The 19,003-nt window shown below is 62.2% G+C and carries 21 protein-coding genes; 11 read left to right on the forward strand and 10 right to left on the reverse strand.

Going from position 1 to position 19,003, the window contains the following annotated elements; all coding sequences use genetic code 11:
* Nucleotides 1-29: 29 nt before the first annotated feature.
* A complete protein-coding gene (locus tag RAS12_RS00720) occupies nucleotides 30-725 on the reverse strand; it encodes a DUF3313 domain-containing protein (RefSeq protein ID WP_306944501.1) in 696 nt (231 codons plus the stop codon).
* Nucleotides 726-964: 239 nt separating this feature from the next.
* Here RAS12_RS00720 and RAS12_RS00725 point away from each other — a divergent pair, with 239 nt between their 5' ends.
* On the forward strand, nucleotides 965-1,159 hold the full coding sequence (locus RAS12_RS00725) for a hypothetical protein (protein WP_306944503.1): 195 nt from the start codon (nucleotides 965-967) through the stop codon (nucleotides 1,157-1,159).
* A gap of 125 nt (nucleotides 1,160-1,284) precedes the next feature.
* Nucleotides 1,285-1,917, forward strand: a complete 633-nt coding sequence (locus RAS12_RS00730) for an FMN-binding negative transcriptional regulator (protein ID WP_306944504.1) — start codon at nucleotides 1,285-1,287, stop codon at nucleotides 1,915-1,917.
* A gap of 54 nt (nucleotides 1,918-1,971) precedes the next feature.
* Here RAS12_RS00730 and RAS12_RS00735 read toward each other — a convergent pair whose 3' ends face one another.
* Nucleotides 1,972-3,294, reverse strand: coding sequence for an MFS transporter (locus RAS12_RS00735; protein WP_306944506.1), 1,323 nt, complete (start codon nucleotides 3,292-3,294; stop codon nucleotides 1,972-1,974).
* 86 nt (nucleotides 3,295-3,380) lie between these two features.
* Here RAS12_RS00735 and RAS12_RS00740 point away from each other — a divergent pair, with 86 nt between their 5' ends.
* The 3 genes from RAS12_RS00740 (at nucleotide 3,381) to RAS12_RS00750 (ending at nucleotide 5,410) form a co-directional block, all read left to right on the forward strand.
* Entirely contained in the window at nucleotides 3,381-4,115 is a 735-nt protein-coding gene (locus RAS12_RS00740; RefSeq protein WP_306944509.1) for an ArsR/SmtB family transcription factor, read from the forward strand.
* Between the two features lie 135 nt (nucleotides 4,116-4,250).
* On the forward strand, nucleotides 4,251-4,907 hold the full coding sequence (locus tag RAS12_RS00745) for an N-acetyltransferase (protein ID WP_306944511.1): 657 nt from the start codon (nucleotides 4,251-4,253) through the stop codon (nucleotides 4,905-4,907).
* 230 nt (nucleotides 4,908-5,137) lie between these two features.
* Nucleotides 5,138-5,410 (forward strand): hypothetical protein, encoded by a 273-nt coding sequence (locus RAS12_RS00750; RefSeq protein WP_306944513.1) that lies wholly within the window; start codon nucleotides 5,138-5,140, stop codon nucleotides 5,408-5,410.
* Here the strand turns inward: RAS12_RS00750 and RAS12_RS00755 are convergent.
* From RAS12_RS00755 to ypfJ, 3 genes are all read right to left on the reverse strand, one after another.
* Nucleotides 5,407-6,171, reverse strand: a complete 765-nt coding sequence (locus tag RAS12_RS00755; protein ID WP_306944514.1) for a DUF1828 domain-containing protein — start codon at nucleotides 6,169-6,171, stop codon at nucleotides 5,407-5,409. The two genes, RAS12_RS00750 and RAS12_RS00755, sit on opposite strands and share 4 nt — an antisense overlap.
* Nucleotides 6,168-6,704, reverse strand: a complete 537-nt coding sequence (locus RAS12_RS00760; protein WP_306944516.1) for a hypothetical protein — start codon at nucleotides 6,702-6,704, stop codon at nucleotides 6,168-6,170. The genes RAS12_RS00755 and RAS12_RS00760 overlap by 4 nt, the downstream gene beginning before the upstream one ends.
* A gap of 186 nt (nucleotides 6,705-6,890) precedes the next feature.
* Entirely contained in the window at nucleotides 6,891-7,745 is an 855-nt protein-coding gene (ypfJ, locus tag RAS12_RS00765) for a KPN_02809 family neutral zinc metallopeptidase (protein WP_306944518.1), read from the reverse strand.
* Nucleotides 7,746-7,831: 86 nt separating this feature from the next.
* On the opposite strand from ypfJ, the gene RAS12_RS00770 reads away from it, so the two are divergent.
* The 4 genes from RAS12_RS00770 (at nucleotide 7,832) to bamC (ending at nucleotide 11,307) form a co-directional block, all read left to right on the forward strand.
* Complete coding sequence (locus RAS12_RS00770) at nucleotides 7,832-8,458, forward strand: L-threonylcarbamoyladenylate synthase (RefSeq protein WP_306944520.1); 627 nt, start codon at nucleotides 7,832-7,834, stop codon at nucleotides 8,456-8,458.
* 66 nt (nucleotides 8,459-8,524) lie between these two features.
* Entirely contained in the window at nucleotides 8,525-9,172 is a 648-nt protein-coding gene (locus tag RAS12_RS00775) for a site-2 protease family protein (protein ID WP_306944522.1), read from the forward strand.
* Between the two features lie 87 nt (nucleotides 9,173-9,259).
* Nucleotides 9,260-10,165 (forward strand): 4-hydroxy-tetrahydrodipicolinate synthase, encoded by a 906-nt coding sequence (gene dapA / locus RAS12_RS00780; protein WP_306944524.1) that lies wholly within the window; start codon nucleotides 9,260-9,262, stop codon nucleotides 10,163-10,165.
* A gap of 17 nt (nucleotides 10,166-10,182) precedes the next feature.
* Nucleotides 10,183-11,307, forward strand: a complete 1,125-nt coding sequence (gene bamC / locus RAS12_RS00785; protein ID WP_306944525.1) for an NlpB/DapX family lipoprotein — start codon at nucleotides 10,183-10,185, stop codon at nucleotides 11,305-11,307.
* A gap of 309 nt (nucleotides 11,308-11,616) precedes the next feature.
* Here the strand turns inward: bamC and RAS12_RS00790 are convergent, their stop codons facing one another.
* The 3 genes from RAS12_RS00790 to mutS all read right to left on the reverse strand — a co-directional run bounded on the left by RAS12_RS00790 (nucleotide 11,617) and on the right by mutS (nucleotide 15,909).
* Nucleotides 11,617-11,847 carry an endopeptidase gene (locus tag RAS12_RS00790; RefSeq protein WP_306944527.1) on the reverse strand — a complete coding sequence of 77 codons (231 nt, stop codon included), beginning with the start codon at nucleotides 11,845-11,847 and terminating at the stop codon, nucleotides 11,617-11,619.
* A 217-nt stretch (nucleotides 11,848-12,064) separates the two neighbouring features.
* Nucleotides 12,065-13,258 (reverse strand): ribosomal protein uL16 3-hydroxylase, encoded by a 1,194-nt coding sequence (locus RAS12_RS00795; protein ID WP_306944529.1) that lies wholly within the window; start codon nucleotides 13,256-13,258, stop codon nucleotides 12,065-12,067.
* The gene (mutS, locus tag RAS12_RS00800; RefSeq protein ID WP_306944531.1) at nucleotides 13,255-15,909 is read right to left on the reverse strand and encodes a DNA mismatch repair protein MutS; all 2,655 of its coding nucleotides are present in this window, start codon (nucleotides 15,907-15,909) and stop codon (nucleotides 13,255-13,257) included. The genes RAS12_RS00795 and mutS overlap by 4 nt, the downstream gene beginning before the upstream one ends.
* 301 nt (nucleotides 15,910-16,210) lie before the next feature.
* On the opposite strand from mutS, the gene RAS12_RS00805 reads away from it, so the two are divergent.
* Both RAS12_RS00805 and RAS12_RS00810 read left to right on the forward strand, forming a co-directional pair.
* Nucleotides 16,211-17,119, forward strand: coding sequence for an aldose epimerase family protein (locus RAS12_RS00805; protein ID WP_306944533.1), 909 nt, complete (start codon nucleotides 16,211-16,213; stop codon nucleotides 17,117-17,119).
* A gap of 85 nt (nucleotides 17,120-17,204) precedes the next feature.
* Nucleotides 17,205-17,561: a hypothetical protein gene (locus RAS12_RS00810; RefSeq protein WP_306944536.1), complete on the forward strand. Its 357-nt coding sequence runs from the start codon at nucleotides 17,205-17,207 to the stop codon at nucleotides 17,559-17,561.
* A gap of 15 nt (nucleotides 17,562-17,576) precedes the next feature.
* Here the strand turns inward: RAS12_RS00810 and RAS12_RS00815 are convergent, their stop codons facing one another.
* Complete coding sequence (locus RAS12_RS00815; RefSeq protein ID WP_306944538.1) at nucleotides 17,577-17,888, reverse strand: hypothetical protein; 312 nt, start codon at nucleotides 17,886-17,888, stop codon at nucleotides 17,577-17,579.
* A gap of 85 nt (nucleotides 17,889-17,973) precedes the next feature.
* Nucleotides 17,974-18,987 carry a zinc-binding alcohol dehydrogenase family protein gene (locus RAS12_RS00820; protein WP_306944540.1) on the reverse strand — a complete coding sequence of 338 codons (1,014 nt, stop codon included), beginning with the start codon at nucleotides 18,985-18,987 and terminating at the stop codon, nucleotides 17,974-17,976.
* Nucleotides 18,988-19,003: the final 16 nt, after the last annotated feature.

Here is a 19,003-nt window from a genome sequence, read left to right on the forward strand (position 1 = left end):
ATTGCGGCGGCCCCCGGCTTGCCCACATGTCAGCCCGGTTTGGCAGCGGCGTTTGACCAAATACGGTCGAATTGCTGGCGCACCTGCCGAGCCCAATCATCGATGGCAGAACGGACGTCGTCCGCCGTGGGTTTCTGGCCTTGCGGCAAGTTGCTGCCGGTGACCGTGCCCAGTGAGGCAATCAGCAGTTCATTCGTATTGGCATCGCGCACGGAGGCCTCGATCAGCAGGCGCGCCGACAGGTCGCGGTAGCCTGCGGCATTGGCCGTCTGCCCAATTACGTATCCGATGGGGACGTACTCCATCACTCTGGGATCTCGGTCGTTCTTGAACGTGCCGGTGATGGCTGCCCGCACCCGTAGCGAACGCGGCGCGGGTTTGGTCAGCAATTGATAGCCTGCTTGTGAGAACTCCCGTCGAAGCGCTTCGTTCATGTAGGCGAGCGCGCGGTCGCGCAGCGCCGTGTCGCCCTTCATGTCGAGCTCGTCGGGCCGGTCGCCAGCGATGTACTGCATGGGTTCCAGAATGATCTTTTTCTCGTACAAGCTGCCGACGGGCGGGCCGGGCTTGACCCAGATGCGGCCAGCGCTCCAGTTGGGATCTTGTTGAAGCTGTGACTGGCTTTCACCCAGCGAAGTGGAATAGTCCTGCGCCTTCGGCAGGTTGGAGCAGCCAGCCAGGGCGATGGCGGCGCAGCAGGCAGCTATGGCCAGAGGGGATCTCATGTGCTTTCCTTGTACAGTTGGACCGCTCGTTCCCAACTTCGATCAGCCTAGGAACGCTTGCGCCGATTCGCATTTAATTATCTGCCATGTTGGACTATGGCGGCACGCCGATTTCCTTTGTTGGCGGCACTGGGTAAACCCTGTCAGGAATTGGAGATCATCCTTTCGGCGTGCGAAATTAGCCGTTCCCGCGGCTGACTCAAGCGCTACGATAGGGCGGTGCACATAGGGAGGAAACTATGGACACCGCCAAGGAATGGTATGCCGCTGTCAAAGAGTGGCAGCGCGCCCGTGATGAACTGACGGCAGCAGTCGCTGCGATCAAATGGCCTAGTCCCACACAGGGATGTATGGAGAGTTACGACCGCGCCTATGCGCTCGAAACCCAGGCAAGAGATCTGATGAATCAGGCCTACGATCGCGTCCGACGATAAGTCGCCGCTCGCCTGCCTCAGCGGGGGGCATTTTTCTTGGCTCCATGAAACATAATTGCGTTGGCCCTGTTCACAGAGCCACGACGGCGGTATGTTGTATTTTTTTCGTAGCCGCCACCGTCATCATGTATCTGCCGTCCGCTTTTCGCGAAGACTCTCTCGACATTCAGCACGACTTCATCCGGGCCCATCCGCTGGGCGTCATCATGACCGCCGGAGAGGGCGGACTGATGGCTAATCACATCCCCTGTCTGCTGTATCCCGAAGGCGCTCATGGCGTGCTGCGCCTGCATGTTGCTCGCGCCAATCCGCAACTGGCGCAGTTAGCAGCTGGGCATGAAACCTTGATCGTTTTCCATGGCGCGCAGGCTTATATTTCGCCATCCTGGTACGCCACCAAGGCCGAAACGCACAAGGTCGTGCCGACCTGGAACTTTGTCGCCGTTCATGTGTGGGGAACGCCGGTCATCCAGGATGATCCTGCCTGGCTGCGCGCTCAACTTGATGCGCTGACCGACAGCCAGGAAAAAGCGCGCGCCGAACCTTGGAGCGTGGACCAGGCGCCGGCGGATTTCATTGCGGCGCAGATGCGCGCGATTGTCGGGGTGGAGATCCCGATATCGCGCATTGAAGGCAAATGGAAAGTGAGCCAGAACCGCGGCGTGGCAGATCGCCAGGGCGTGGTCGAAGGCCTGTCGAACGAACGCGGCGACGCGGTCATGGCGGGCTTGGTGGCGCGCCGGGGCGGACTGGACTGAAGCAAAATCGGCCAGGCCAGCTAGCCTGCCTGCCCGCGCGGCGCAATGCCGTCATTACGAACCGCGTGGCGGGTTGGAATCTGGAATAGATGCTGCAGGATGGGATGCTGCCGCAACAACGGCGTCAGGCACATCTTGAAAACGTGCCGCGGCCGCGCCGCGTCCAGCAGCAAAGCACAGGATGGCCGCCGCTTGCACGACAGCCGCGACGGTTAAAAATCCCACCATCGACTGCCCGGTGCCATCTAAGGCAGTGCGCAATAAACCGAATGCGGCGGGCGCAAACGCATAGGCGCCTTGAGACAGCGCAACAATGAGCGGTACGACGCGGGCCGCGTCTTCCCGGGCGAATTCCGTTTGTGCGATCAGCGGCGGCAGCGACGTCGCGTTGCCAATACCCGAACCAAACAAGAGCACACCCACCCACAACGCCCAGCCGTGCTCGGCAGCCAGCATCAGCACGAGTGAACCGCAGATTTGGATGGCATAGGCCAGGCACGCCACCTTGCGGCGGTCTGCGCCAGCCGGCATCAGCCAGCCCACCAGCGTGCGGCCCGCAATAGCGGCGGCAGTGGCCAAGCCCATTGCTATACCAGCCGTTTGAGCGCCAAGTATGGGAGCCAGCAGGGACAGCAGATGCGCAATCAGACCAATCTGCGCAAACAGCCCAAGCGCCATGCCAGCGGCCAGCGTCACGAACGCGCGGTCGCGCCATAGATTGTCCACTCGCCGCTGCGTAGCCTTGGTTTGCGCGGCCGGCGCGGACGCCAGATCTCCATCTGGCTGCTGACCCAGGTGCTGCGGCGTCACAGCAAACACTTTCCGCGATAGCACGACAATCACCGCGACCATCACTACCCCTACCCACAAGGCAGCCTGCGCGAATCCCGCTTGGGCGATCAGCAACACCCACAGCGGCGAGAACACGATGCCGCCCACACTGGCGCCGTTATAAGCCATGCCCAGCGCGGCCGGGCGGCGCCGCACGAACCAGGGCGCGATCAAGGCATTGACGGCCGCAGCGCCCAAGGTCACCCAGCCCATGCCGCTCAGTAGCGCGCCGGCATATAGCTGCCACGGCGACTGCGCCAATGACCAGCCCGCCAAGCCCAGTGCCAGCAACACGGCGCCGCCCACAGTCGCATTAGCAACGCCAATGCGCCGGTACAGGCGCGGCAGATTCGCCACCACTACCGTACCGCTCAGAAAGTGCAGCGTGACGGCGCCAGAGACCAGCGCAACGCTCCAGCCGGTCCGTTGCACAACCGCGTGCAAAAACACGGGCGGGCCATAAAACCCTACACCCCAGCCGAAAATGGCCAGGACAAAGGTGGCGGTGACAACTTTCCAGCCGAAGAAGGATTGAGCAGGGGTCATGGCGTGCCGGCAGCGCCGGGTGTCTTGTTGAGATGACTCGCAGTATGCTTACGACTTGCACACAACACTTTGGTCTACAGCGAATCATGGATTCCGAGTTCGCCGACATCAGTCTTTCCGCCGTGGCGGGCGCGATCGCCGATCCGGCCCGCGCGCGCATGCTGTGCCTGCTGCTCGATGGCCGGGCGCGCACAGCGACCGAGCTGGCCGCAGCCGCCGACATCGGGGCATCCACCGCCAGCAGTCATTTTCAGCGCCTGCGCGAACAGGGGCTGGTCGAACTGGCCGTGCAAGGTAAACATCGCTACTACCGTTTGGCCAATAGCGAAGTGGGCCAAGCGCTGGAAGCCCTGTTGGTGGTGGCGGGTGCTGAACGTGTGCCATTCAAACCCAACACGCCGTCCGCGTTGCGGGAAGCCCGAACTTGTTATGACCATATGGCGGGCACGCTTGCCGTGCGCATTCATGACGCCATGCTGGCACGCCAGTGGCTGACCGCTGATGGCCGCGATTATGCTCTGACTCCATTGGGCGAGGCCTCATTGGCGCAAGTGGGCGTGGATGTTGGCCAAGCGCGCCAACGCCGCCGGCGCTTTGCCTGTGCCTGCCTGGACTGGAGCGAACGCCGCTCGCATCTGGGGGGCGCCCTGGGTGCGGCGTTGCTGGCCGCGCTGGTGCAGCGGGACTGGATCACCAAAGATTTGGATTCGCGTGCGTTGACCGTCACGCGCAAGGGCGCGCAGCAGTTTCCAGCCTTCTTCGGTAAACCCGAAGCGCAGCCGGCCGATGGCTGGCAAGGAGCGGCGCATGCTGCTGCGTAATCGTCTCTTGTCCGCTCCCCGCGCCATCTGCTCCGCCACTTGGCGGTGATCCGCACACAACCATTCCAGCCGCGAATGCGGCTTTTTTTTCGTCAGCTTGACTGACTATTTATTAACTCTGTACAGGAGGTGGCCTTGCCTACGTTGGCACTGCACGCAGTTCGTCATATCTCGCGTTTCGTGACGGAATTGCGCATCGACGTCAATCATGCTCCCCACGAGGTGGAGAAGGAGCTCGATGCCATACACAATCGGATGAATCGTCCTTCAGATCGCTTACATGGATTGCCGGAGGTCAAGACCGACATCCCTGGCATCGTGCTTCGCTATCGCGAAGCCGACGGCGAGTACTACGTGTATGTCGTGGACGTGCAGCGTGACCGGGTGGCGGGCTATACCGTGTTCAACCGGCTGATCGAAGTGGGCAAGCGCGCCGACCCCTATGTCCGCGCACCGCATTCGAAGTACTCGGCGCCTTACCAGGGCATGGGTCTGGCGACGGCGGTCTACCGATGGGCGCTTGAGGCTGGTCTGTGCATCATCAGCGGTGCACGCCAGTCGACCGGCGCGCACCGGCTTTGGATGGGGCTGGCGCGGGACTACGAGCTGGGTTACGTAGAGGTGCGGCGTAAGCAACTGAGCTATCTGGGGCCGGAAGTGCAGCCCCAGGTGCTGGAAGACCTGCACACGCGCATGATCCTGCTCGGGCAGGGTTGGACCTTGGCCGCATACAAGCAGGCGACCGGTATGGCTCGGCTCAAAGATGCGATTTCGCAACACGGCCTAGGGTAATCCCCGGGATTGGCTCGCAGGCGTTCAGGCGTACGTGCCTGAGTCGCCCTGCGAGCCGCGTCAGGCTTGATCGCACGCTGGCCCGCGTCATTGCATTGCCTTCCCTGAACAAAGGGGGACGCAATTCTTGCGGCGCAACAATGTTTCTATTCCATGCCTGCGTTACAAAACATATCTGAACTGTCATGACAGGCGGGGTATGCTCGATCGCAGAAAGAGGGCATCCGAAAGTGCATCAGAACAACTTGATCTACAAGGGATACCGGCTGACAGCCAAGGTGTCCCGGGGCGCGGGCGCTGAAGTTGTGGCGCTAGCCAGTGGCCCCGTTTTCATCGCATCGGTAATGGTGGTTCAGGCGGGTTCCGTGCTGGAAGGCGGCGACGAATACCCCGTTCCCCAATTTGCAGATGGCGGTTTTGTCTACAGCCCACGGGAAGCCGTGCACGCAGCCATTGTGCATGGCCGCGAGATCGTCGATGGCCTGACCAACATGCCGTCCTAGCCGGCAAAGACCTCGCGCCAATCGCGGGTCTTGGCCAGCGTCTGCACCGTTGCCGACTGCTCAAGAATGGTCACGGCCTTCTTGAATTCCTCGGCGGATGCGCCGTCCTCCAAAATAACCATGCGAGAGTTGCGGGCGTCTGCCATCTTGACGTCAGACATCTTGCCGTGGGTTTGATAAACCTGCGTCCAGTCCATCTTCTTGCCGGCTTTCAGCGCAATCGGCTCGATGTAGGTCAGTGCGGTGCTGCCTGCGGCTCGGACTCCGAATGCGAAGTCCGCCATGTGGCCGCTGCTGCCTTTGGCGCGCGCGCCCTTGACCATGCGGTTAACGCCCACGCCTTCGGCCAGCGCGCGGCCCACCTGAGCGCGGAATCGCAGCTGGCTGAATTTGGGCATCCATTTGGCGCACTGGAATGACAGGGCCATTGCCAGCTTGACTGCATCCCACAGGGCTTCCTGCAATTGCTCGTTCGGGCCGGACGCAACGATGGCGCCGTCGCGGTCAAAGTGCGCCAGGCTGACGCCGGGCGTTTCGTTCAGCATGTCGATGCGCTTGGCCGCCACGTCAATACCGTAGCTGGACGCGTGCATCGTGGTCTCACAGGCGTCCGTCAAGTAAAACGATGCGTCATCGGGATGCGCAATGAAGAAGGCGGCGTGCTGCCCGTCCAGCCCAAGCGTCATGGGCGATATGGCGCGGATGGCGTGTTCACCGGCCGGCAGAACGGTCCAGCCGGAGGCTTCCAGAAAGTTGCTCATAGGATCAATTCGATTTGGCGGCCTTTGAGGGGATGCGCAAAACCGCCGGCAAGCGCAAGATTGGCTCGCGGCAGGAAATACTGCATCAGCGCGCTGATGTTGTGCAGGGCGGGCACGATGGGTTCGGCATAACCTTCGCCTTCGTCCACCCAGATATGTTCGTGGCTGCGATCCGCAAGCGGTTTGCGGAACTGCGGCCGGCCCGCGCCTACCAGACTGGTATGGAAGGAGTCATCGGTATCCACGCCGAACACGCGGTGCGGACCCACAAAAAGGCTGGCACAGAACGCTTCCGTCAGGAAGATCGTGGCCTGGCCATGCACGGCGGTGCGCGCACCGCGGTACATCACGCGAAAGATCACGTCTTCGCGTACTTCACCCTTGATCCGGCATGCGCTGGCGAATTCCATCCATTGGATGTTGTTTGCCGCGGGCTTCGGAATCCAGGAGATCGGCTTTACGGTTTCCTTGGGTTCGGCAAGGATTTCTTGCACCTCATCAACGGTGATTAACGGTTCGAACTTGTTGGCCATGGCACTGATCTAGGGTCTTGGAATTGCGCTACGAATGCGCTGCGCCGCTCGCGACTTGGCGCAGGGAACTCATGCGCGCAAACAGTGCGAGGGGGCGTAATCTTACAAGATGAAGACGGTGTAAACCCTTTAACTGTATATAAATACAGTTAAAGGGGCGGGGGTGCGCGAAAGTTCAAGCGCCAGCTACAACGATGTGGCTGAGAACGTATCGCATTGTTTGATGTTGCCGCTTTCCAGCCCGCGCTTGAACCAGCGCACTCGCTGCGCCGAAGAACCATGCGTAAACGCATCGGGCACCACATACCCCTGGCTTTGCTTTTGCAGACGATCGTCGCCAATGGCGGTGGCCGCCGCCAGCGCTTCTTCAACGTCACCGCCTTCCAGAATATTGCGCGCAGCATTGGCGCGTTGCGCCCACAGTCCGGCAAAGCAGTCGGCCTGTAATTCCACGCGCACCGACAGCGCATTGGCCTGGGCAGGATTGCGGCGGCGCAACTGATCGACCTGATCAGAGATGCCGAGCAGGTGCTGCACATGGTGGCCGACTTCATGCGCGATCACGTAGGCCTGGGCGAAGTCGCCCGGCGCCTTGAAGCGGTTCTGCAATTCGTCGAAAAACGTCAAGTCGATATAGACCTTGCTGTCGCCCGGGCAGTAGAAGGGGCCCATCGCCGATTGCCCCGTACCGCAAGCCGTGGGGGTCGCGCCACGGAACAGCACAAGCTTGGGCGCGACATATTGGCGATTCAGATCTTTCTGAAAAATGGCGCTCCAGGTGTCTTCGGTTTCGCCCAGCACCTTGGCCACGAAACGGGCTTGAGGATCGTCAACGGGCGGGCGCGTGGCAGGCGCCTGCTGTTGCGTGGCGGGCGGGCCTTCGGCCATTTGCAGAATCACGCTGGGGTCCACGCCGAAGTACATGGCCACCAGGGCAAGTACTATCGTACCGATACCGATGGTGCCACGTCCGCCGATACGTGGGCCACTGGCACGGCGGTCTTCCACATTGTCGCTTTCGCGCGAGTCATCGAGGCGCATACTGTTTCTCCGGACGGGTCGGCGTTCCCGTCATTTTGCATCGCCGCGCTTTACTTGGCGGCCTTCAAGAGTGTTAGGATAAACCCATGGCTCTGTATTTCTCTATTCATCCTGCGAATCCTCAACCTCGCCTGCTCAAGCAGGCAGCCCAATGGCTGAACGATGGGGGCCTTGTGGCCGTACCCACCGATTCCAGTTATGCCGTTGTCGCGCGGCTGGACGATAAGGACGCCGCTGACGGCTTGCGCCGGCTACGCGGTCTGGACGAAAGACATCATTTGACGCTGCTGTGCCGTGACCTGGCTGAAATCGGCCACTTTGCGCGGGTGGACAACAAACAATACCGCTTATTGAAGGCCGCCACACCGGGTCCCTGGACTTTCATTCTGGAAGCCACCAAGGAAGTGCCGCGGCGTGTGTCGCACCCTTCACGCAAGACCATCGGCATCCGCGTGCCAGACCACGCCGTCATGTTGGGCTTGCTTGAGCAGGTGGGGGCGCCTTTGCTCTCTACCACGCTCATTCCCAAAGACGAAACCGACGCGTTGAACGACGCCGAAGACATCCGCGAGCGTTACGACCACGAGCTGGCGGCCATCATCGATGCGGGCGCCTGCCCGCAATCGCCGACCACCGTGATCGACCTTACCAGCGACGAGCCGGTGGTGGTTCGCATTGGCCGCGGTGACCCCGCTACGCTTGGTCTTGGCTGATTCATCAGGGCGCCAAACACGTGCCGGCTCATGCCGGCACGTTGCTCATCTACAATCCGGTTCGCCATGAACGACATCATCCAAACCATTGCGGTCTACGCGATACCGGTTATCTTCGCCATCACCTTGCACGAGGCCGCTCACGGCTATGTGGCCAGGATGTTCGGCGACCCGACGGCTTATGAAGCGGGCCGCATCAGCCTGAACCCGGCGCGTCATATCGACCCCGTCGGCACGCTGCTGGTGCCCATTGCCATCTTGCTGGCATCCAAACTGCTGGGCAGTCCCGGCATGCTGTTTGGCTGGGCGAAACCCGTTCCCGTCGATTTCGGCCGTTTACGCCGTCCCAAAAAAGACATGCTGTGGGTGGCGCTGGCTGGTCCCGCCGCCAACCTGCTGATGGCGATTCTTTGGGCGTTTTCGCTGCGCCTGCTGCTGGAATCCGGTATGCAGGAATCGTTCTGGTTCGAAATGGGCATGGCGGGTGTGAACATCAACCTGGTGTTGATGGCGCTCAATTTGTTGCCGATTTTGCCCTTGGATGGGGGACGCATCCTATTTAGTCTGCTGCCTAACCGTTTGGCCTGGCAATACTCAAAAATTGAGCCCTATGGCCTGGTGATTGTCATTGTCCTGCTGGTCACCGACGTGCTCTGGCTTTTGATGCGGCCAGTGCTTAGTCTTGGAACGACAATCGTTCAGTGGTTTCTGTAGGATTTTGGCCAATATCCGTTAAACTCAGCGGTTTCATTGATTCTGGCCCTGGGGCATCCTGCCGCGGGGCGTTGGAGCCCTACATTTATGGCATCCCCTGCAACCGCCGCAGGCGTTAATTTCCAGGGCAGCTTGGTGGCCCTGGTCACTCCCATGCAGCCTGATGGCAGCCTGGACTACGCTGCCTACCGGTCGTTGATCGACTGGCATATCCAGGAAGGAACCGACGCACTTGTGGTGGTGGGTACCACCGGGGAGTCGCCTACGGTCTCCATGGAAGAGCATGCGGAGCTGATCCGCGTTGCTGTAGAGCATGCCGCAGGCCGCATTCCGGTCATCGCAGGCGTGGGCGCCAACTCCACCGACGAAGCCATTCACCTTACACGCCACGCAAAAGCGGTCGGCGCGCAGGCTGGCCTGTCGGTCGTCCCTTATTACAACAAGCCCTCGCAAGAGGGTTTGTATCGTCACTTCCGCACTATCGCGGAAGCCGTCGATCTGCCCACGATCCTGTACAACGTGCCGGGCCGCACCGTTGCCGACATGAGCAACGAAACGGTTCTGCGCTTGGCTCAGGTGCCGGGCATCATCGGCATCAAGGACGCCACGGGCGACATCGCCCGCGGTGGCCTGCTGCTGCGCGAAGCGCCAGCCAGCTTCCAGGTTTTCAGCGGCGATGACCCCACCGCCGCTGCCCTGATTCTGCTGGGCGCGCGTGGCAATATTTCCGTTACCGCCAACGTGGCGCCCAAGCTCATGCATGAGCTCTGCGCCGCCGCTCTGGCTGGCAACGTGCCCAAGGTGCGTGAACTAAACGCCTACCTGGCGCGTCTGAACAAGGCTTTGTTTGTCGAAGCCAATCCTATCCCTGTCAAGTGGGCGTTGGCCGAAATGGGCCACAGCGCACTGGGCTACCGGCTTCCGCTGGTTGAACTGGCAACGCAAAACCACGAAATCGTGCGTCGTGCGCTCCAGGAAACGGGTCTGCTCTAAATATCGTGAGGATACGTATGAACAAGCGTCATGCCGGTTTGTCGGCATTGATGTCTCTGGTGTTGTTGGCCGGCTGCAGCGAGGTCAACCAATTCCTGGGCAATGAAGAATCCGTCAACTACAAGAGCGCCGTCACCCAGCGTGGAGAGCCTCTGAGCATCCCGCCGGATCTGACTCAGGCCAACAGCGATCCGCGCTACCGCGCGCCCGCTTCCGGCTCGACGACGTACTCGCAGTTCCAGCAGCAAGGTCAGGTCCAGGCCAGCAGCCCGAAGGCCAGCAATGTGCTGCCGGGCCGCCAGGATATGCGGGTCGAGCGTGACGGCGATTTGCGCTGGCTGGTCATCGACCGCGCACCCGAAGATGTGTTCCCGCGTTTGGTCGATTTCTGGACCGAAAACGGTTTCACCGTGGCAAGCAACAACCCCAGCGCGGGTCTGATCGAAACCGACTGGGCGGAAAACCGCGCCAAGATCCCGGAAAGCTGGCTGCGCCAAGCGTTGGGCGCGGTGCTGGAATCGGCCTGGGATAGCGGTGAACGCGAGAAATTCCGCACCCGCGTCGAACGCGTCAACGGTCACACCGAAGTCTATGTCAGCCATCGCCAGATGCTGGAAAAGCGCGTCGGTGGTGATGGCTCGCAAGTGCAATGGCAAAACGGCAAGGAAGATCCGGGCCTGAACGCCGCCATGCTTGCTCGCATGATGGTCTACCTCGGTACCGACGTCGACAACGCCCGCAAGCTGGTGCAGCAGGCAGAAGCCGCGCCGCAAAAGCCTGCCGTCCAGGAAGACGTCCGCTCGCAAGGCACGTCGCTGCTGGTTGCTGAGTCGTTCGACCGCGCATGGCGCCGTGTTGGCGTGGCGTTGGATGGCGGCGGTTTCGCAGTAGATGACCGCGACCGTTCGGCCGGAGACTACTTCGTGCGCTATGTTGATACCGACACGGGTGAGAAGAACGAGCAACCGGGCTTCTTCAGCCGCATGTTCTCGGGCGACAAGAAGGCCGAAGCGCCGCAATACCGCATCCACCTGGTCGCAACTGGCGAACAGACAACGGTGACGGTGCTGGACGCCAACGGCGCCCGCGACAACAGCGCTACCGCCCAACGTCTGTTGAGCGTCTTGAAAGACAAGATGTAAGGCAGAAGCAATCGGTGCTCACGCATCGATTGAATGGAAAAGGCCCTTCGGGGCCTTTTTCTTTGCCCGTTGATTTTGGGGGCGTGGCTCCAACGCTTGTGGGACGACCGGTGATCGTACGATGGAGTTTGCTAGCCGGGCCAACAGCCGCAAGCGCTGGCGTGTGCATCGCGCGTAATCCATCAAATTGCGGTTGCGCGGCAATCGATGGCTGGCCGGGCTACGCCGTGCCGTGGCGGGCGCAAAAAAGCCCTGGCAATTTGCCAGGGCTTTTTTACGTCTTCAGAGCGGGGGTTCGTCTCTGTTTTATTAAGACGCGGGCGTGGTCGAGCCGCCCGGGGTATTCGATCCGCCACCCGGCGTGGTATTGGGTGTGGGAGCCGGAGCCGGCGAGGTGGCCGGGGGCGTGCTGGACGGGGCAGCGGGAGTGCTTGCGCCCGGGGCGGGGTTGGTCGCGGGCGCCGGGGCATCTTCCTTCTTGTTGCAAGCGCTGAGCCCGATGGCCAGCACAGACGCAATAATTAAGGTTTTGCTCATCATTTTTGGACTCCTGTAGATGACGACTCTTGAAACCCCATTAGGGGAAACCAGAGGTCAGGCTACAGGAAGCCAGCGCCCGATCACGTGTGAAAGTTATATAGGTAGCATCCCAACGGCAACAAACCTTTCAGCTTCGTGTTATGTCTTTCCGTATGTGACGCGACTTATAGACCTTATTGCGTTCTGTGCGACCCAGATACGTGGAGGTGTCTGGATACTACGCGGGTACGTAATGAATCCAGCCCGAATCCAGCCAATCAGCCAGACATGAGCGCGCTTCGTCGGACAGGCGGCCACACACGGGAGCTGAACAGTCCAGGCTGCGGGCGTCAGCCAACAGACGAAGGGCGGCATCAGCCGGCGTCATAGCCGTTTCACCGTTGATGAAGAGTTGTTTGCCGCGATACAGCATGCGGCTGCGCCGATCCAGCACCAGCCGGCCAGATGCGGGCCAGTCTTCTTCCAGGTCTACGTCCATGCCCTCGGGCGCGTCGAACACGCTCAGGTTGCTGGGCTCGGTTAGCCAGCAGCCCAGGAAGCGGGAAGCCAGCGCGTCATCAAAGCGCAGTTTTTCTACGGTTTCCAGCGTGGCGGCAACGAGAGCGTCCGGCAGGGCGGCGGGCGTGTCGACAGCAGGTTGGCCAGGATCACGGTAGACGGCGGAAAGCTTCGGGCCTGGGAGTGCAGGTTCGCCATAGGGGCCGCCCAACAGGCCGACCCGCGCCATGACCTGATCGGCAGCGGCTTCCAGCAGCCCGCGCGCCAGCGTGGCCTGCGTGGGCGCACGGAAACCGATAGAGATGGTCATGCACCCATCGCCGGCCGCGATGCCGTCGTGCGCAGCCTGCGGCGGCAGGTAAAGCATGTCGCCGGGCGACAGCACGGCCTTTTCTTCCGGCTGAAAATTGCTAAGAATTTTCAGGGGCAGGCCCTCTTCCAGCGACAGGTCTTTCTGACGGCCGTAGCTCCATTCGCGTTCTCCTGCCGCTTGCAGCAGGAAGACGTCATAGCTGTCGAAATGCGGTCCCACGCCGCCGCCGTGGCTGGCGACGCTGATCATCACATCATCCAGGCGTGCATCAGGAATGAAACGGAACAGTCCCATGAGCTCGGACGCGGCATCGCTATGCAGGTCCACGCTTTGGACCAGCAGTGTCCAGTCGCCTTCATTGTCTTTGGGCAGACGTGCGAACGGGCCATTTTCCATTTGCCATTCGCCGTTCTCGCGCCAGATCAGACGCGACTCCACGTCGTCGCGGCGAGCCAGTTTTTTGATCGCGGCGATCGTGATGGGCGGCTTGAAATTCGGGATGGCCTGACGGATCAGCAGCGGCTTCTTCTGCCAGTAGCGGCGCATGAAGTCGTTAGGGCTTTGGTTGCCCAGAAGCGGCAAAGGGTGGTCGAGGTTCATTGAAGGTGCTTCTTCAGGCGGTAGAGGGCATCCAGCGCTTCGCGCGGGGTGAGGCTGTCGGGATCGATGGTGGCCAATTCTTCGCGCAGGGTGTCCAGCGCTTGGATGGCGTCGGACCGGTCCGCTTCGGCGTAGGCTTGCGCGTCGGCATCTGCGGCGGCCGAGAACAGGCCCAATTGCGGCGTGGGGGCGCCTTGCGATTCCAGGCGTTCAAGTTCGCGCGTGGCCTGGCGGATCACGGCAGCGGGCACGCCTGCCCGCTGCGCGACTTGAATCCCATAGCTGCGGCTGGCGGGACCTTCGCGCACTTCATGCAGGAAGACAATGCCGCCTGCCGATTCCGCGGCGGCCAGATGCACGTTGGCGGAAGCGGGTTGTTCAGCGGGCAGGCGGGTCAATTCAAAGTAGTGCGTGGCGAACAGCGTCAGCGCGCGGTTGTGGGCCAGCAGGCGGCAAGCAATGGCCCACGCCAGCGCCAAGCCGTCATAGGTGGACGTGCCGCGGCCGATCTCGTCCATCAGCACCAGGCTGTTGGGCGTGCTGGCGGACAGGATGGCGGCTGCTTCGGTCATCTCCATCATGAAGGTCGAACGGCCGCCAGCCAGGTCATCGGCTGCACCGATACGGGTAAAGATACGGTCGATCTTCCCGATACGCGCGCGCGTAGCCGGCACAAAACTGCCTATGCGCGCCAGCAGCACAATCAATGCGATCTGCCGCATATAAGTCGATTTACCGCCCATGTTCGGGCCGGTGATCAGCAGCATGCGGCGCGCCGGGTCCAGCCGGCAACCGTTGGGCGTGAAGCGCTCGATGGCGTGTTCGACCACGGGATGGCGGCCAGCCTCGATGTCGATATCAGCCTGTTCCGACAGCTCTGGCGCCATCCAGTCGTGACGGCGTGCGTGCTCGGCCAGCGCGGCCAGCGTGTCCAGTTCAGCCAAAGCAGCTGCGCAGTCGGACAGGGGGCGCACATGTTCGGCCAGCACATCCAGCAACTGTTCAAAGAGCCACTTTTCGCGAGCCAGCGAACGGTCCTGCGCGGACAGTACCTTGTCTTCCCAGGTTTTGAGTTCGGGGGTGATGTAGCGTTCGGCGTTTTTCAGCGTTTGGCGGCGTCGGTAGTCTTCCGGCACCTTGGCCGTCTGGCCCTTGCTGACTTCAATGTAGAAACCGTGGACTCGGTTGAACTCCACGCGCAGGTTACTGATGCCAGTGCGTTCGCGTTCGCGGGCTTCCAGCTTGACCAGGAAATCGCCGCCATCCGCCGCCAGACCGCGCAGTTCGTCCAGTTCGGCATCAAAGCCCGCAGCCAGTACGCCGCCGTCCCGAATGGCGACAGACGGTTCCGGCGCGATAGCGCGCACCAGCAGCGCTGCCAGCGCAGGGTCTACGGACAGGTGCGAGATCAGCTCGCCCAAGCGTGGCGACGACGCCATCGGGGCCACCAGATCGCGTAGCGCGGGCAGGGATTCCAGCGCGTCGCGCAAGCTGGCCAGCTCACGCGGGCGCACCGAGCGCAGCGCGAGCCGCGCAGCGATGCGTTCAATGTCAGGGAATGCGTTGAGCGCGGCGCGCAGTGCTTCCAATAGGCCGGCTGACCCAAAAGTCTGCTCGACGTCCATACGGCCAGCCAGCAGAGCCGAGATGGCTTGCTGGCGCGCCAACGCTTGCTCGTTTTCGCGCAGGGGGTGATGCAGCCAGCGGCGCAGCAACCGGCTGCCCATCGGCGTGCGGCAGCCATCCAATAGCGAGAACAAGGTGGGCGAATCTTCGCCCGCCAGCGTCTGCGTCAACTCCAGGTTGCGGCGCGTGACGGGGTCCAGCAGCACGTACTGGCCGGGCCGTTCGGCTGACAGGCTTTGCACGTGGGCCAGCGCCTGCGACTGCGTGCGCGCGGCATACCGCAACAGCGCGCCCGCGGCGCAGATGCCTGCCGGCATGTCTTCGATGTCAAAACCCGCCAGCGTGTCGGTCTTGAAGTGCGCCAGCAAGTGAGCGCGGGCGCCGTCGCTTTCAAAGTGCCAGTCGGGCACGCGAGCGCGGGCGCCGTCAAACGGGAAATCAAACTCAGCCGTGTCGGCGCAGATGATCTCGGCAGGGGCAACGCGGTGCAACTCAGATTCCAGCTGCGCAGGCGCGCATTCAGTCACGCGGAATTCGCCGCTGGCCAGATTCAGCCACGCCAGCCCGGCGCGCGGCGCGCGCGCATTGCCGGTCACGAACACGGCGGCAAGCGCCCGGTCGGCCTTAGGCGGGAGCAGGGCATCGTCGGTAAGCGTGCCCGGCGTGACGATGCGCACGATGCGGCGTTCGACAGGGCCCTTGGACGTGGCCGGATCACCGATCTGTTCGCAGATGGCAATGGATTCGCCCATGGCAACCAGCCGTGCCAGGTATTGCTCCATGGCGTGTACGGGCAGGCCCGCCATCGGGATAGGAATGCCGTTGGACGAGCCGCGCTTGGTCAGCGTCAGGTTGAGCAGACGCGCGCCGCGCTCCGCGTCTTCATAGAACATTTCATAGAAGTCGCCCATGCGGTAGAAGAGCAGCAAGGGGCCAGCCTCCGCTTTTAAGCGGAGATACTGCTGCATCATCGGAGTGTGGCCCACGTGGGCGTCGGCGGCGGTGTTTTGTGTTGCTGAATTCATGCCCGTGATTGTATCGGGCCGGCTGGCCGGGTGCGGCGCCGGGGGAGACAGTTTTGGCGCGCGTTGATTTTTTTCGGGGTCAGGGCGGGAAATGTTCAGCGGCTTGCGCCTGCGCAACCCATGCGCCACGTTTCGAAAAGCCCAAACCCAGCAGTCATCAAAGTGCTCGCGCACAAGGGCGCGCTCGGCGTCGCAATTCGTTTGAGTTTGCTGCGGCATCCAGACGGCCAGGCTTGCTGCGCCAGACCGCGCCCGGCACAATCGCACGACAGCGGCACTGTGTATGCCGCCGGAGCAGCAGATGCCGGATTTACCTTTTGCCCAGGGTGTTGACGCGACCGAGCGCGTAACGATCGCCAGCGGCGCGCACCGGGCCGAATTCGCGCCGGGTGGCGGCGGGCGCTTGACCCGCTTGTCCACCGGCGCGCATGACTGGATTGTGCCGTTGACCGCCACAGAATGGCCGGCCGGCAAGTGGCCGCGCGCCGGGTCCTATCCCTTGACGCCGTATTCCAACCGCATCCGGGACGGGGTGTTTACGTTCAATGGCGCCCGCCATGTCCTGCAATCTGTGCCGGGCCGGCCGCATGCGATTCATGGCGCGGGGCTGTATCTACCTTGGCAGGTGCGCAACCTGACCGAAGACAGCGTTGATCTGGTGCTGAATCAGCCTGCTGGCGTGCTGGGCTGGCCGTGGCCGTTTGAATGCGTGCAGCGCTATCGGCTGGATGCGCGCGGGCTTAACCTGAGCCTGGCGATCATCAATCATGGCGATACGCCCATGCCCTTCGGTTTGGGGATTCATCCTTACTTCACGGCAGAACGGGTCACCTTGAATGCGCGCCGTGTGTGGCCCGCTGATGCGGACGGGCTGCCTACGGGCAGCAAGGTCAAGCATGTGCGTGAGCTACGCCAGTCGGCCGAAGGTTGCGACACCTACCTGTCGCAATGGGCGGGGCGCGCCACCTTGCATTGGCCAGACGGCCACGAACTGGCGCTGCATGCAGACCCGGCGTTTGCGCATGTGGTGGTCTACACCGCGCCGGGCGCGGATTTTCTATGCGTTGAACCGGTGACCAATTTGGCGGATGCCTTCAATCTGGCGGCCTCGGGAGACACGCGCACCGGCATGCAGGTGCTGGACCCGGGCTCGCGCTTTAGCGCCACTGCGTTGCTGGGCTTGACGCTAGCGCGCGGCACGCGCGGCTGACGCGGGGCTGCGTTCGAACATGGCGCTTGGAGAGCGTCGCTTCCTCCGGCGATAATCCGGACAAAACCAGTCTAGGAGTTCCCTCGTGAAAAAGCTCAGCACCGAACAATTGCAGGCTGCGGCCGAAACGCTGCGCCGGGTGCAAGAGAAGCTGGCCCGCTCGGGCAGCCTGCCGCTTGAGCCCACCATCTACGCCAGTGCCAAGGGCTTTCGCCGCAACGTGCCGGAGTATGTCTGGACCTGGTTGTCTGGCCTGCTGGCGCCGCACAAGAGTCTGTCCGCCTGGATGGACACGCATCAGGCTGGATGGCGCGACGGAAAGATTCCCGCAGCAGTGGTCTACGCCCGCACCGAGAACGGCTGGTTTCAATGGCTGGTTGCCGAGCTGGAGTCAGAGATCAATGATCCGCATGCCCGCGCGAAGCGGGAAGGGCGCGGCTAAGGCTGCGAGGGCGCTTTATGCGCGCCGGGCGGCGCGCAGCCGCTGGAACAGATGAAACGCCGTTTCCAGCACGGCGCCTGCCAGCAGCGCGGCCACGATTGACTCCACAACCAGCGTATCCCACAGCCGTGGCGGGCCCACGCGGAACTGGATCGTGTCGAACACCATGCCGGCCGAGATGCCCGCAACGATGACGGCTCTCCATCCTTGCAATGGCGCCACGCGGAGCATGGCCAGGGTGAACGCGACCATGCCCCACAGCAGGGGCTCAAGCATCTGTTCGATCAGGTGGGCAAGCAGAAAAAACTCCTGAAAATGGCGCGACAACGGTACGCCCGAGTTTTTACCGCTTTCCGGCTGTAATAGCGAGCTATCCCGCCCGTGGCGGGCGAGATATCTCGCAATGGCAGGATCAGAAGCCTTCCAGCACCACCTTGCCCTGCGCCTTGCCACTTTCAAGGAAGGCGTGCGCACGGCGCAGGTTTTCGGCGTTGATCTTGCCGTAGTGCTCTCCCAGAGTCGTGCGCAGCGTGCCGCGGTCTATCAGGCGGGCAGCCTGGTTCAGCAATTCGTGCTGGGCGATCATGTCGGGCGTGTTGTGCAGCGGGCGGGCAAACATGAATTCCCAGTGCAAAGATGCCGACTTGCCTTTCAGCAGGCGCACGTCGATGGCAGATGGGTCGTCGATCAACGCAATTTTTCCTTGCGGGGCGATCGCTTCGGCCATTTGCGGGAAGTGCTTGTCGGTCTGGTTCAGGCCGGCAATGTAGCTGACCTGATCAAAGCCGATACGTTTGAGCTCTTCGGTCAAAGGTTTGCTGTGGTCAATCACGTGATGGGCGCCCAGCTCGCGCACCCAGGCCTGCGTTTCAGGGCGTGAGGCGGTTCCGATTACGGTCAATCCGGTCAGTTGGCGGGCCAATTGCACCAGAATGGAACCCACGCCGCCGGCCGCGCCGATGACCAGCAAACTGCGCTGGCTGGGCGCAGCGTTGTCCAGCACGCGCAGGCGGTCAAACAGGAGTTCCCAGGCGGTGATGGTGGTCAGTGGCAGCGCCGCAGCCTGGGCGAAGTCCAGGCTTTTCGGCATATGGCCGACGATGCGCTCGTCCACCACATGCCGCTCGCTGTTGGCGCCGGGGCGAGTCAACGCGCCTGCGTACCAGACGCGGTCGCCGGGCTTGAACAGGCTGGTCTTGGCGCCTGCGGCGCGGACCACTCCGGCAGCGTCCCAGCCAATGATCTCCGGCTTGCCCTCTTTAGCGGGGCGGTTGGCGCGGATCTTCACGTCCACCGGATTGACCGAGATGGCGTGCACATCGACCAGCAGGTCGTGATCGCCGGGCACCGGCTCGGCGACCGTGATGTCCTGCAAAGATTCGGCGTCGGAGGACGGCAGATTCTTGAAGTAGGCAATAGCTTTCATTGGGCTCAACTCAGGG

This window comes from Achromobacter seleniivolatilans, from assembly GCF_030864005.1.
Taxonomy (GTDB): domain Bacteria; phylum Pseudomonadota; class Gammaproteobacteria; order Burkholderiales; family Burkholderiaceae_B; genus Achromobacter; species Achromobacter seleniivolatilans.